The 14,486-nt window shown below is 37.8% G+C and carries 15 protein-coding genes; 13 read left to right on the top strand and 2 right to left on the bottom strand.

All coding sequences use genetic code 11. From position 1 onward, the window contains the following. The first annotated feature begins 251 nt into the window (after positions 1-251). Together radA and H5088_RS17100 are read left to right on the top strand one after the other, a co-directional pair. Complete coding sequence (radA, locus tag H5088_RS17105) at positions 252-1,637, top strand: DNA repair protein RadA (RefSeq protein ID WP_076923598.1); 1,386 nt, start codon at positions 252-254, stop codon at positions 1,635-1,637. A 75-nt stretch (positions 1,638-1,712) separates the two neighbouring features. After that, complete coding sequence (locus H5088_RS17100) at positions 1,713-2,645, top strand: hypothetical protein (RefSeq protein WP_182753891.1); 933 nt, start codon at positions 1,713-1,715, stop codon at positions 2,643-2,645. Positions 2,646-2,698: 53 nt separating this feature from the next. Here the strand turns inward: H5088_RS17100 and argE are convergent, their stop codons facing one another. After that, on the bottom strand, positions 2,699-3,847 hold the full coding sequence (argE, locus tag H5088_RS17095; protein WP_182753889.1) for an acetylornithine deacetylase: 1,149 nt from the start codon (positions 3,845-3,847) through the stop codon (positions 2,699-2,701). 224 nt (positions 3,848-4,071) lie between these two features. Here argE and argC point away from each other — a divergent pair, with 224 nt between their 5' ends. The 10 genes from argC to H5088_RS17045 all read left to right on the top strand — a co-directional run bounded on the left by argC (position 4,072) and on the right by H5088_RS17045 (position 12,989). Next, a complete protein-coding gene (gene argC / locus H5088_RS17090; protein ID WP_024596072.1) occupies positions 4,072-5,082 on the top strand; it encodes an N-acetyl-gamma-glutamyl-phosphate reductase in 1,011 nt (336 codons plus the stop codon). Then, positions 5,083-5,850, top strand: coding sequence for an acetylglutamate kinase (gene argB, locus H5088_RS17085; protein WP_002958765.1), 768 nt, complete (start codon positions 5,083-5,085; stop codon positions 5,848-5,850). Positions 5,851-5,857: 7 nt separating this feature from the next. Beyond that, entirely contained in the window at positions 5,858-6,790 is a 933-nt protein-coding gene (locus H5088_RS17080) for an ornithine carbamoyltransferase (protein WP_002958764.1), read from the top strand. After that, complete coding sequence (locus H5088_RS17075) at positions 6,787-7,989, top strand: argininosuccinate synthase (protein WP_007377844.1); 1,203 nt, start codon at positions 6,787-6,789, stop codon at positions 7,987-7,989. The genes H5088_RS17080 and H5088_RS17075 overlap by 4 nt, the downstream gene beginning before the upstream one ends. Before the next feature lie 51 nt (positions 7,990-8,040). Then, entirely contained in the window at positions 8,041-9,906 is a 1,866-nt protein-coding gene (argH, locus tag H5088_RS17070) for an argininosuccinate lyase (protein WP_002958762.1), read from the top strand. 258 nt (positions 9,907-10,164) lie between these two features. Further along, positions 10,165-10,368, top strand: a complete 204-nt coding sequence (locus tag H5088_RS17065; protein WP_182196484.1) for a hypothetical protein — start codon at positions 10,165-10,167, stop codon at positions 10,366-10,368. Positions 10,369-10,382: 14 nt separating this feature from the next. Further along, complete coding sequence (locus tag H5088_RS17060) at positions 10,383-10,916, top strand: hypothetical protein (RefSeq protein WP_182753887.1); 534 nt, start codon at positions 10,383-10,385, stop codon at positions 10,914-10,916. Positions 10,917-10,921: 5 nt separating this feature from the next. Further along, positions 10,922-11,380 carry a hypothetical protein gene (locus tag H5088_RS17055; protein WP_182753886.1) on the top strand — a complete coding sequence of 153 codons (459 nt, stop codon included), beginning with the start codon at positions 10,922-10,924 and terminating at the stop codon, positions 11,378-11,380. Then, the gene (locus H5088_RS17050) at positions 11,373-11,882 is read left to right on the top strand and encodes a hypothetical protein (RefSeq protein WP_182753884.1); all 510 of its coding nucleotides are present in this window, start codon (positions 11,373-11,375) and stop codon (positions 11,880-11,882) included. The genes H5088_RS17055 and H5088_RS17050 overlap by 8 nt, the downstream gene beginning before the upstream one ends. 600 nt (positions 11,883-12,482) lie before the next feature. Next, positions 12,483-12,989 carry a hypothetical protein gene (locus H5088_RS17045; protein ID WP_182753882.1) on the top strand — a complete coding sequence of 169 codons (507 nt, stop codon included), beginning with the start codon at positions 12,483-12,485 and terminating at the stop codon, positions 12,987-12,989. Positions 12,990-13,024: 35 nt separating this feature from the next. Here the strand turns inward: H5088_RS17045 and coaD are convergent, their stop codons facing one another. Continuing rightward, positions 13,025-13,516, bottom strand: a complete 492-nt coding sequence (gene coaD / locus H5088_RS17040; RefSeq protein WP_024595945.1) for a pantetheine-phosphate adenylyltransferase — start codon at positions 13,514-13,516, stop codon at positions 13,025-13,027. Positions 13,517-13,714: 198 nt separating this feature from the next. Between coaD and H5088_RS17035 the strand changes: the two genes are divergently transcribed. Continuing rightward, a complete protein-coding gene (locus H5088_RS17035; RefSeq protein ID WP_165744837.1) occupies positions 13,715-14,380 on the top strand; it encodes a TetR/AcrR family transcriptional regulator in 666 nt (221 codons plus the stop codon). The last annotated feature ends 106 nt before the right edge of the window (positions 14,381-14,486 follow it).

Genomic DNA, 14,486 nt, shown 5'->3' with positions numbered 1-14,486 from the left:
AGTTACTACTGTTTAGCTCTTGTTATGTATGTGTTATTTGCCATTTTATTGGCAAGTTACTTTAAACTATTACAAAGCAAAAAGTATGCCCTAAATTATAGCTAAAAAGAAACACCATGTGTATTTATTGATTGTGACGCTAGATTTTTAAGCAGGCAAGAGTTTGTTGCTAAGTAAATGCTTGAAATGGCAAAATAAGCGCCTAATAGTAAGAATTTTTTTAATTTAAAGAATAGTAGGTAAAGTTATCAATGGCTAAAGCGGCAAAAGTAGAATTTGTTTGTACCGAATGTGGCATGAACTATCAACGTTGGCAGGGTCAATGTCGCTGCGGTGCGTGGAACACATTAGCGGAATTTAAGCCTTCAGCAGGGCATAGTAAAAAAGCATCAATACGATCAAACGTTGGTGGTTATGCTGGTGGTGTTGGTGGTGGTTCTAAAAAAATCAATGATATTGCTACATCAGAGGCTGAAAAGCAGCTAACTGAAATCGGCGAGCTTGATCGCGTACTAAGCGGCGGGGTGACTACTGGCTCTGTTAATATAATTTCGGGCGATCCGGGGGCGGGTAAGACAACTTTGCTATCTGACTTAGTTGCCAGAATGTCTCAGCGGATGCCGTCACTTTACTGTACGGCAGAAGAATCTTTATCGCAGTTTAAAAACAGGGTAAATCGTTTAAAGTTAAACTATAACCCGGACGAGCTTTATTTACTTTCAGAAACGAGCGTTGAAACCATCATCGAAGAGCTCGAGAAAAATAAAATTAAGTTTGCTGTTATTGACTCTATTCAAGCTGTTGTAACCGATACGGCAAATGGTAGCCCAGGTTCGCCTTCGCAAGTAAAAAGCGCCGCCCAAGCATTAACTCAGTACTGTAAGCAAAATGATGTAACCATGTTCATTATTGCTCACGTAAATAAAAATAACGAAATAGCAGGCCCTCAAACACTTGTACATATTGTTGATGCGCTTTTACACATAGATACCAACGATGGGCAAATACGAACCCTTAGGGCAAATAAAAACCGCTTTGGTGATATTGATACTGTTGGCATTTTTAAAATGTGTGAACGTGGAATGTTAAGCGTTGATAATCCAAGTGAAATATTTTTATCGGGTTCAACCACCGACTCACCTGGCTCTACTATTACCTGTATTCGTAAAGGGAATCGTAATTTATTGCTTGAGATTCAATGTTTAACTACCGAAACAGAAGCTGAATTTCCGCAGCGTGTTTGTGTTGGTTTAAATATGAATCGTATAAAAATGCTGACCGGTATATTACGTAAGCATACTAAAACTAAAATATTTCACGATACGTTTTTTAATATTGTGGGTGGTTTAAGAATTGATGAGACAGAAACCTGCATCGATTTAGCATTAGTAACCGCGTTACTTAGCAGTTTAAACGAATTTGTTGTACCTCGTACCACGTGTATTATGGGAGAACTTAGCTTAAACGGCGATGTACGCCCAATAGACAGTGGTGTACCGCGTGTTAAAGAGGCTGCACAACATGGTTTTACAGAAATATATATTCCATTTCGCAATTACCATAAATCGATGGAAGGGCTAGGCGCTAAAATTACCCCTGTAAAAACCGTACATGAGTTACTTAGTTTGATTAATTAACACTTATCGGTGATGTTCTTCAGTGTTACTCTTAAGTTGAGACACTTTATAGAAAGAATTAAATAAGGAAATGACATGAAAAAATTAGTTATAGTTGCAGCTCTTGTGGCCGCAGGCGTTGGTGGTGTTAGTTACGCAAACTACGTAGCAACTCAAGAAGTGCGTGCAGAAGTAGATAAGCAACTTGCTTTAGTAAGCGAGCAAACTGGCGCTACATTTAAATACGCTGGTTTATCGGCAAGTGTTATTTCAAAGAGTGTAGAAATAACAAACATGGAAGTAATAAGCCCTGAAGGTGACAATGTTGCTAATATTCAAAGCATTGAAATAACTGGTTACGAGCCGGATAAAATATCACCACATACATCATTTGATGTAAAAAGCTTTCAGTTTGATAAAAGCTTCGTATCAAAATTACCAGCTGATACAAACGAAATGTTAGCGTCGGCAAGTTACGACTTACATTCATCACTTGATTACGATGAAGAGTCTGGCAATAGTGATGTAGTAGTTAAGCTTGATGCAAAAGACATTGTTAGTTTTAATATGGATATGGGTTTAGCTAATTCAAAAGCGTTAATGGATGCTTCATTGGCTATTAGCAAGGCGCAGCAAGAAGCGGGTGATCAACCGCTGACGTATGAGCAAGAATTACAGCAGCAAACACTTGTTATGCAAGCAATGAGTAAATTAGAGCCGCGTAATGTTAGCTTTGCCTTAAATAACCAGGGTAAATTAAAAGATTTACTCTCAAGCGAGCTTGAAAAGCAAGGTATGACGCTTGAGCAAATGGAAATGACGCTAGAGCAACAGTTACAACAAGCTCCTGTAACTGAAGATATTGCAAAGGCTTTAACTAGCTTTGCGAAAGGTTTAAATTCATTCAGTGTGTCTGCAAAGCTACCTGAAGGTAAAACTATGATGGAAATTAACCAACAAGTTATGATGCTAGTAGGGCAACCTGAAGAGCTAGTTAAGTTTATTAACTTAGAAGTTAAAGGTGATTAGGCCTTAGTTCTGTATTAATAAAGGCGCCAATTGGCGCCTTTATTGTAATCTTATTAGCTAAAGCAATTTGCTTTTATAAGATCAGTGATTATTTGTTGTGATGGTTTTATTTTTTCCATCGCTAAAAATTCATCAGGCTGGTGTGCTTGGTTAATTGAGCCTGGGCCCATTACAATCGTTTCACAACCGAGTTGCTGGATAAACGGCGCTTCAGTGCAGTAATTTACTGCGACCGCTTTTTGCCCCGCTATTTTTTCAGCCATTTTTACTAAAGCACTGTCGGTGCTCCCACTAAATGCCGGTATTGGTTCATGTAAATCAATAACGCTCACCGCATTTGGGTATTGCTGATTTATCTCTTTCGTTGCATCGAGTACGAATGCTTGTAGTTCTTGTACACTTAAACCTGGTAATGGGCGCATATCTATATGCATTTCACAGCAACCACAAATTCTATTCGCGTTATCGCCGCCATGAATATTACCTAGGTTTAATGTTGGATAAGGGATTTCGAAGTGGCTTATTGAATACTTATGCTTTAATTGTTCTTTTAAGATCATCAATTTTGTAATCACTTTATGCATTACTTCAATGGCGTTAAGACCACGTTCGGGATCGGAGCTATGCCCAGAGCGACCAACCACTCTTATTGCTGTACTCATATGGCCTTTGTGCATAAATACTGGAGTCATATCAGTAGGTTCGCCTATTATACAACGCGCAGGTTTTAAATTAGGGTGCTTACATATTTGTTGCGCACCAGCCATCGTAGTTTCTTCGTCGGCGGTGGCAAGAATTAAAATAGGCTGAGTTTGCTGCTTTTCATCAAGTTCACTAATCGCTTGTAATACAAAAGCAAAAAAGCCTTTCATATCAATACTTCCTAGCCCATACAATTTGTTATCGAGTTCGGTAAGTTTAAATGGATTATGATTCCAACGACTGTCATCAAAAGGCACTGTGTCGGTATGACCAGCTAGCATTAATCCGCCATCACCTTCTCCGCGTTTTGCTAATAAATTATAGCGCCCTTTACCTCCTTCCAATTCTATAATTTCACACGTAAAACCGATTGTTTCGCACCAACTGGCTAGGAGTTCAATTACGTTTTTATTGCTCATACACAGGTTGTCTTCAATAGCACTAATAGAAGGGGCTGCAATCAATTGTTGGTACATGGAAATAAACGAAGGCAAAGGCATAAAAAAATCCAAAATTATTATTCAATTTAATTGCATAACAATATAAAAGTATTTATGATGAATATCAATTCACTTTTTAAGCATAAATATATTAAAAGTAACGCCATGAAAATAATGCGACGATAATCAAAATTCATTAATAAAAAAGACTTAATTAGCGTCTAAGCTAGTTTAAGCGAACATTATAGATAAGTAGTAATTAATTTTAAGATAACGAGTAACAAATGAATGTAGTGATTATTGGCGCAAGCGGATACAGCGGCGCAGAGTTAGCAAGTTTAGTTGCTAAGCATCCAAACTTAACTTTAACAGGCTGTTATGTATCTGAGGGTAGCTTAGATAAAAATAAATTGCTAAGTGATTTATACCCAGAGCACCTTGGCTTACTAGACTGCCCTTTACTTCCTCTTAGCGTATCAGCTTTTGATGACATTCAAAGTGATGCTGATTACGTATGCTTATGTACCGATCACAAAGTAAGTGTTGATCTAGCGCCGCAATTTTTAGCTATGGGTAAAAAGGTATTTGATTTATCTGGTGGCTATCGTTTAGCAAGCAATGACGACTACGTTACTTACTATGGTTTTGAGCATCAACATCCAGAGCTTTTAAATGAAGCGGCTTACGGTCTAGCTGAGTGGAACCATGATGCTATCGCTAATGCAAAGCTAATTGCTGTTGCAGGTTGTTACCCAACAGCAGCGCTTAATGCGCTAAAACCGCTTAAGCAAGCAGGCTTATTGAGCAGCGAAAGTATTATTATTAATGCGGTTTCGGGCGTTACAGGCGCAGGGCGTAAAGCCAGTGTAGGAACGCATTTTTGTGAAGTGTCGCTTGCACCTTATGGTTTGTTTAACCATCGCCACGGCCCTGAAATTGAACAACACCTTGGCCACAAAGTGTTGTTTACACCGCATCTAGGTAATTTTCCGCGCGGTATTTTAGAAACTATTTATGTACAGCTTAAGCCAGGCGTTACCAAGGAAAACGTTGCATCGGCTTATCAAGTACTTTCGAGCGAGCCATTAATTCGTTTATTAGGCGATAAAGTACCTTCAATTAAAGGTGTAGCTAAGCAGCCATTTGTTGATATTGGCTGGCAGCAACAAGGAACGCAGTTAATTGTGATGTCTGCTATTGATAACTTATTAAAAGGCGCTGCTGGACAAGCTTTGCAGTGTATTAATATTTCTATGAATTTAGATCATACCACTGGTTTAAAAGGAGCGTTTTAAATGAGTAAAAAAACGTGGGTAATTAAACTAGGTGGTGCAGTACTTAATACAGAAAATGCAGCAAAAGCGTTGTTTGATGTATTAAATGAGCAAACAAATGATGAGTTTGTGATTGTACATGGCGGTGGCGCTTTAGTTGATACATGGTTAAAACAAGCGGGTTTTGCCAGTGCTAAACACCAAGGATTACGTATTAGCCCAGCAGAGCAAATGCCTTATATAGTGGGTGCGCTTGCAGGTTGCGCTAATAAACAATTAATGACTCAAGCTATTAGTGCTGGGCACAAGCCTGTCGGCTTAAGTCTTTTTGAGGCAGGTGTTACTGCCACTCAAAAGCTAAAAGCGCTTTGCTTGGTGGGTAAATGTAAAAGCAACGACGATTCTATTGTTAATGATTTACTTAAAATCGGTCGCCTACCCATTGTTAGCTCTATAGGCTTTGATGAGCAAGGGCTTTGGTACAACGTAAATGCAGATGAAGCAGCAGCGGCTATTGCTAGTAACTTAAATGCCGAGCTTATTTTTATGACGGATGTTGAAGCAGTGCTTGATGAAAATAAACAGCCGTTACATCAACTTGACACAAAACACATTGATACTTTAATTACAAATGGAGTAATTGTGGGCGGGATGGAGGTCAAAGTTAAGACCAGCCTTCACGCTGCCCAACATTTACGACGCGGTGTGTATATTTCCAGCTGGCAAAAGCCAGAAAATTTAACTGCTCTGCTACAAGGCGAGCATGTCGGAACTAAGATTACACCATAGGTTTATTATGTTTGAGAATTTTTTAACGGGTTTAGAGTTAGACCAAGAAGGCGCACTTAATTTATTAAAGTTAGCGCAAGATATAAAAGCAAAACCAGAAAAATACAGCAATGTATTAGCGGGAAAATCAATCGTAACATTGTTTGAAAAACAAAGTTTACGTACTCGCTTATCGTTTGATATAGGTATTAACCGCCTTGGTGGCCATGCAGTTTATTTAGATCAGCAAAATGGCGCTATGGGTGCACGTGAATCAATTAAAGATTTCGCACTTAATATTTCTACTTGGGCCGATGGTATTGTTGCGCGCGTAAATCAGCACAGCACATTAACTACATTAGGTGAATACGCATCAGTACCGGTAGTAAATAGTTTGTGTGATTTATACCACCCATGCCAAGCGCTTGCTGATTTTTTAACGCTTCAAGAAGTTCACGGCGATGTGAGCGAGCTTAAAGTGGCTTACTTAGGTGAGGGCAACAATGTAACTCATTCATTAATGCTTTTAGCGGCAACGCTTGGCACTGATTTTGTTGCTGTAACGCCAAAAGGCAGCTCGCCTGATTCGCAAATCCTTAAAAAGGCAGAGCAAATAGCGGCAATGAATGGCGCATCAGTGATGGTAAGTGACCGTGTTGAAGCGGCTGTTGGTGCAAACGTTGTATATGCAGATACATGGGTATCAATGGGTGATACAACACCGCTTGAGCAAGTTAAAGAAAAATATATGCCTTATCAATTAAATCAGGCATTGCTAGATCAAACCGGTGCAACTACGGTATTACATTGCCAACCGGCACACCGTGAATTTGAAATTACCTCTGAGGTAATGGATGGTCCAGCATCGAAAATTATTCAACAAGCAGAGAATCGCATGCACGCGCAAAATGCTTTGCTAGTTACATTACTAAATCCAAATTTTGTTAAGGAACACCTATGAGTTCAATTAAAAAAGTCGTTTTAGCCTATTCAGGTGGTCTTGATACATCGGCTATCGTGCCATGGTTAAAAGAAAACTACGGTTGTGAAGTTGTTGCGTTTGTAGCGGATGTAGGTCAAGGCGCAGAAGAACTTGAAGGCGTAGAAGCTAAAGCAATCGCTTCAGGTGCTTCAGAATGTTACGTAGTTGATTTAAAAGATGAAATGGTAAGTGATTACATTTATCCAACACTTAAAACGGGCTCGATTTACGAAGGTACTTATTTACTAGGTACGTCTATGGCGCGTCCTATTATTGCTAAAGCACAAGTTGAAATTGCACGTAAAGTAGGTGCTGATGCACTTTCTCATGGTTGTACTGGTAAAGGTAATGACCAAGTTCGTTTTGAATCATGTTTTGCAGCCCTTGCTCCAGATTTAAAAGTAATTGCGCCATGGCGTGAGTGGGACTTATCGAGTCGTGAATCATTACTTGATTACTTAGCAGAGCGTGACATTCCGTGTTCAGCATCTGCTACAAAAATTTATAGCCGTGATGCTAACGCTTGGCATATTTCGCACGAAGGTGGTGAGCTTGAAGATCCATGGTGTCAACCAACTGAGCAAGTATGGACTTGGACTAACTCTCCAGAGCAAGCACCAGATAAATCAGAACTAGTAACTTTAAAAGTTGTTGAAGGCGAAGTGGTTGCTGTAAATGGCGAAGAACTTAAACCATATGACTGTTTAGTTAAATTAAACGATATTGCATCACCTCATGGCGTTGGGCGTGTTGATATTGTAGAAAACCGTTTAGTAGGTATGAAGTCACGCGGTTGTTATGAAACACCAGGTGGCACAGTAATTATGGCTGCGCTTCAAGCCATTGACGAGCTAGTGCTTGATAAAGCAAGCCGTAAATGGAAAGAAGTACTAGGTGGTGAATTTTCACATTTAGTGTACGACGGACGTTGGTTTACACCACTTAAAGATTCTATTTTAGCCGGTGCAGAAGCACTTTCTAAAGTGGCAACAGGTGAAGTGGTACTTAAGCTATATAAAGGTCAAGTAACTGCGGTTCAAAAGCAATCACCAAATAGCTTATACAGCGAAGCATTTGCTACATTTGGCGAAGATGATGTATATGACCAGTCACACGCTGAAGGCTTTATTCGTTTATTCTCGCTTTCAAGCAGAATTTCAGCATTGGCTAAAAAGTAAATTATTTATAGCCCCTTATAAAAGGGGCACTACAGGGTTTGGAGAGATTTCATGGCATTATGGGGCGGACGTTTTTCTACGGGTCCAGATGAGGCGTTTAAGCAATTTAACGACTCTCTTCCCTTTGACTACCAGTTAGCAGAGCAAGATATTATTGGCTCTGTGGCATGGGCTGGTGCACTTGAACAGGTAAATGTACTTTCAAGTGATGAGCATACAAAATTAGTTGCTGCATTAAATGAGCTACTTGAAGAAGTTAAAGCTGATCCACAATCAGTTGCTACTTCAGGTGCAGAAGACATTCATTCACATGTTGAAGCTGCTCTAATTGAAAAAGTAGGTGATTTAGCTAAAAAATTACATACAGGCCGAAGCCGTAATGACCAAGTTGCCACCGATTTTAGACTATGGTGCCGTGATACAGCCGATCATTTATTAGATGCCATTGCACAGCTTAAAGGCGAATTTGTAGCGCTTGCAGAGCGAGAGCTTGGCACAATATTGCCAGGTTACACGCATTTACAGCGCGCACAACCAGTATTGTTTAGCCACTGGTGTATGGCGTATGTAGAAATGCTAGAGCGCGATGAAAGCCGCCTGCAAGATGCTAAAGCGCGCATGAATTTTTGCCCATTAGGCAGTGGTGCATTAGCAGGTACAGCTTATCCGATTGATCGCCAAGCATTAGCCCACGGATTAGGTTTTACAGCGGCTACAAAAAATAGCCTTGATGGCGTATCTGATCGTGACTTCGTGTTAGATCTTTTAAGTTGTGCGTCTATTTCGATGATTCACTTATCTCGTATGTCTGAAGATCTGATTTTTTATAATTCGGGTGAAGCCGGATTTATAGAGCTTGCTGATAACGTCACGTCAGGCTCATCGCTCATGCCTCAGAAAAAAAATCCTGATGCACTCGAGCTTATTCGCGGTAAAACCGGACGTGTATTTGGTGCATTTAGCGCTATGATGATGACATTAAAGGCGCTGCCACTTGCATACAATAAAGATATGCAAGAAGACAAAGAAGGCCTGTTTGACGCTATGCCAACATGGCTTGCATGTATTCATATGGCGCAAGCATGTATTAAAGGCGTAAAAGTAAATGGCGATAAAACGTTAGCAGCGGCAAAAGGCGGCCACGCTAATGCCACCGAGCTTGCTGATTACTTAGTTGCTAAAGGTGTGCCATTCAGAGAAGGGCATCACATTGTGGGTGTACTTGTACAGCTTGCGATTAGCGAAGGTAAAACGCTTGAGGAGCTATCACTTGAGCAGTACAAATCAGTAAACACTGTATTTGAAGATGATGTTTACCCAGTACTTGAAATTGATGCGTGTATAAAAGCGCGTCAAGCGCTTGGTGGGACGTCTATTGAGCAAGTAACTAATGCTGTTAAAGAAGCCAAAAAAAAACAGCAAATAACGGTACGTGATGCAAATTTAGATGATGTAGAGGCAATTGCAACACTTATACAGCATTGGGCAACGGTAGGCGAAAACCTACCTCGTGCAAAAAGCGATATGGTGCACTCTATTAACGAGTTTGCAGTTACTGAAATAAATGGAAAAGTGTCGGGCTGTGCATCGTTATACATTTACGATACCGGCCTTGCTGAAATACGCTCATTGGGTATAGACCCAAAAAGTAAAGTGACGGGGCAGGGTAGACAGCTTGTAGAGCACCTACTTACTAAAGCCAAAAAATTGGCACTTAACCGAGTTATTGTATTGACCCGTGTCCCCGATTTTTTTGAACAACAACGTTTTACTTTTTGTAGCAAAGACTCTTTGCCTGAAAAAGTAATGAAAGATTGTGAACTTTGCCTTCGTAAAGAAAATTGTGACGAAGTAGCAATGGAATATATTTTGAAGCTAAGTACACGTGCGGAGATCCCGTGTAAATACGTAGCTTAAACTCCCTGGATACAAAAAACGTACGGTTATCCCTGTGCGTTTTTTTATATTTGCAGTAAACTGGTCGGAGTTGTTTGGTTTGATTATATTTTTGAGTGAATTTTAATGCGTCAAAAAAAGTTGGCACATTGGTTGCTATGTATAAGATAGATAGCAAAATAGCTATCACTGCTTAAAACAGGTAATGCATTTATCTACATAATAATGTGGTTAAAAGTTGCACCAAATATAAATAAAACTTTTACAAGGATCAATCACATGCAAGTTTCAGCTAATAGCCAATTACAAATGCAAGCATACAACAAAACACAACAATTAAAGCCTGCAATGGAACAAACTGCTAGCCCTAAAACCCTGCAATCTGATACAGTAAGCTTCTCTCAAGAGGCTATCTCTGCAGCAAGTAGTGATAGCTTACAGCGCGGTTCTATCATATTGCCAGGTGGTCTCCGCCCTAAGTAATTTTAAGGTTTTTAATGTTTTTAACTGAGTTATTTGGTTTTTTCTCGCTTTCAGCTTTGATAATGTGGGCTTTTCTAATGGCCTTCTTTTTTAATATTTTTGTTTACAGCTTAGATGTTAAAAGAGGCACAACTTTATTACTCAGTTCATTCATTATGATGACTTCATACTCATCATCTGATTATTTTCTTACTTGGCTGTCAATATATAATATTACTTATTTAGATTGGGTTATTTACGATTTGGCTACAATTATATGTTTGTTTATAGCCTTTGCCTTCATTAGAAAAACTTCAGATTCTTTTTTATATTTAATAATAGGTTTGAGCGTAAACTTAGTTTTAACCTTATCAATGCATATTGATATGTTTATTTATGGCAATCAAGAGCCGTGGATATTTTGGGATATTTATACAATATCTGTTTTTATTATTGATTTAACAATGGTTGTAGCTCTTATTGTAGATAGAGACTTTCTCGGTTTTCATAAATTAAAAAATAAAACTCTCAGCTACTTCAAGTCAAACGATACCCATAAAGTAACCTAGCTTAAATGTACGTTACTGAAGCCCTGATGGATTATGTAGAAGCTTTCTCTCAATGGGGCTTTTTAATGGCCTTCTTATATTGTTTAGCCTCCAGTATAAATAAAGAAAATAAATCCTCGGTTTATTTATCTGCGCTTATGCTCTGCTCATATATTTCCAGTGGTTATATAAACTTATTAGAAAGTTTATATTTAAACTGGGCGCTTTATGATTTAATCACAATTTTAGCTCTATTAATTTTAGAGCACTTAAAAGTACTCCAACGTTCTGCAGCCTTTCACTTCATCATCTTTGCGTTAACAACAAATGCTGTACTCACTCTCATAATGCATTATGACCTATACGTTTTATATAACTATGAGCCTTGGTGGTATTGGAGTGTTTATTCTGTTGGCGTTAATATGTTCGATGTTTTAATGATTCTGTCACTAGTATTCAATACAAATCTCAAAAAAAATGGATAATATTCTAGTTAATCCAGTAATTTCTTTTTACATAGGTGCATTTGTACAGTGGGGCTTTTTAATGGCCTTTTTGTACTCATTAGTTGTAAGTATTAACACACCTAAAAAAGAAGCTGTATGGTTATCATTTGTTATGTCAATTTCTTACTCCTCAAGCCTGTTTATCGATATACAACACATATCGTACCTTGAGCTCTTTTTGTTTGATATAGCAACTATTTTAGCCATCTTTATTTTAAGGTTTTTCATTATTGAAAATCTTATATCGATCTACTTGTTGTTAGGGCTGACTATAAACTCATCATTATTTCTTGGTATGTATATAGATGTGTCAGTTTTTAATAATTATGAACCTTGGTGGTTTTGGTTTTTTTATTCAATTGTTGTTAATTTAGCCGACTTTATGATGGTAGCTATATTTTTTATAAACAAAGATTTTTTATATTTAATGAAATATAAAAATGGTTTGATTACGAGTTTGAAGAGGATAGTTGATGGCTGACCTGCTCTGGAGTCTTGTCGATTTAGGCGATAATATAGGGCTGTTATTTACTTGGTTTTTTTAATTTCATTTTTATATAATCTATCAGCAAGTATAAATAAGGCAGATAAAAGCCTGTTACAGTTATCATTCATTATGCTGCTTTCTTATACTTCAAGTCTTTTTATGGATCCTCGAACTTCTACTCCTCACTTAAATTACTTTTATTTTGATTTTGTTACCATAGGTACTTTATTACTTTGGCGAGCTGTATGTAAAAATCCTGTCCCCATTGCTTTTGTCTATGTAATTGTTGGTCTATTTATTAATGCGTGTCTGTTCCTGGGTATGCATTACGACATTGTAATCGTTGGCACTCTTTACTACTGGTGGTTTTGGACCATTTACACATTCGGAATGTACTTTGTCGATTTTACAATGGCATTGGTATTAATCATCAATAAGGATGTTTTAGGCTTAAACAAGCTCCTAAAGAGTGTTAAAAAGTTATATTTAAATGGGTGAGGCGGTAAAGTTCAACTGAATACAACAGTGGTTTTATGCCTTTTTTGATATTGCCGTAAAGCGGCATAATTTTTATTTATCTAGTGTTGGAGTAAGATGGTTGAGCTACTTTTAAATACAAATATCTCTTTTTATATAGGAGCTTTTGTACAGTGGGGCTTTTTGATGGCTTTTTTATATTCTTTAGTAAGTTCGATAAATAGCGCAGATAAAAGCATTGTTTGGCTGTCTTTCATCATGGCACTTTCTTACTCTTCTAGTATTTTTATTGATATGGATGCGATAACTTACTTCGATTTTTTCTTATTCGATATTATTACTCTATTTGTTATTATTTTATCTGGTTTTTTTATAAAAATTAGCGGTGTATACATTTATTTATTATTTGGTTTAGGTATAAACACCTTACTATTTTTTGCAATGTATATAGATAATGATGTTATGCACCATTATGAATTTTGGTGGTTCTGGTGGGTGTACATAGTAGGTATAAATTTTACAGATTTGACCATGGTTTTAGTTTTCTTTATAGGTAAAGATGTTTTAAAACTTGCTTGGTTAGAAGGAAAGCTAAATAAAGTGTTCAATAAAAGGGCCTATTAGTAATGGATTTCAGTGCTAACAGGCCTTATTTATTATTAACTGGCACCACAGCCCAATTTAGTTTTTAGCGCTTTGACAATTACAGGGTCTACAAACTCGCTTACATCACCATTGTGACGTGCTACTTCTTTAACAAGCGTTGATGAAATAAATGAATTTCGCTCTGCGGGTGTTAAAAATACACTTTCTAAATCAGGATTCAGGCGGCGGTTCATGTTAGCTAATTGAAATTCATAGTCAAAATCAGATACAGCCCTAATACCACGAATAAGCACATTAGCATTGTGATCGCGCGCAAGGTCAGCCAATAAGCCAGAAAAACCAATGACCTTAACATTATCTAAGTGACTTAAAATAGAGTTTGCAAGTTCAACACGTTCTTCAAGGTTAAAACAGGGTTTCTTACTTGGGTTGTTCGCAACCGCAACTAATACGGTATCAAACATTTTAGCTGCACGTTGAATAAGATCTGTATGACCATTGGTTAGTGGATCAAAGGTGCCAGGGTAAATTGCAATAACTTTCATAATGTTCACTATTTATGATTTTAGCGCTAGTTTAACAGTGTTTATGCCACAAAGCAGCCCAGCTAATAAAGCATATAAACACTTACTTTCTTTGAACAGGTCAGTCCAAGGTTTGAGTGTTTTAATGATTCATATTTGTTTATACTGTTTACCTCTTTTGAGTGTAATGTAGCCTGTAGATAATTTGAGTATTAGCATATGAATACCAAGGATAAAATAATACACACCAGTATTTTGTTGTTTAACGAAAATGGTGAGCGTGCAATAACGACAAATCATATTGCATCAAACTTAGGGATGAGCCCGGGTAATCTTTATTATCATTTTAAAAATAAAGAAGACATTATCCGTCATATTTTTGCGCTGTATCGCGATCATTTAAATACTCACTTTAAACCTATTAATAAAGATGATGATGCATTTAATCATTTAACGGCTTATTTAGATTCGTTATTTGAATTGATGTGGCGTTACCATTTTTTTTACGACAATCTTGGCGATATACTCGCCAGAGACACTGAGCTAAAACAAGCTTACATTGATTTTCAGTTAGAGTTATTAGAGCAAGTTCGTAAAATTATTCTAGGTCTTCGCGATAGTGAAATGATTGCTATTGATGAGCAAGATGTCATTGATTTAGCCCATACACTAAAGTTAACTGTTAGCTTTTGGACGCCTTATATTAAGGCTCGTAGGCCAAGCGGTACCCTTGCTGAGCAAGATATATATCACGGTATTTTAAAAGTACTAACATTATTTAGAGCGTACAGTACCGATAAAAGTATCGATAAAATGAACCTGCTACGCGAAAAATACACCGAGTTAGCACAACAAGCCTTAGGGGCTGTGACCCTTCAAGATTAAAATTTTTCAATCTAGGAGCGATTAAATCGCGATGCGAGATTTGTAAGCCAGTAGGGTAACTGCTCCTGCGTTACCTTACTGACTAAATCTATATAGGCAACAAAGA

Source organism: Pseudoalteromonas sp. SR43-3 (genome assembly GCF_014163875.1).
Lineage (GTDB): Bacteria > Pseudomonadota > Gammaproteobacteria > Enterobacterales > Alteromonadaceae > Pseudoalteromonas > Pseudoalteromonas distincta.
Note: the sequence above shows the minus strand (reverse complement) of the source record. Positions and strands in the feature narration are given on the sequence as shown.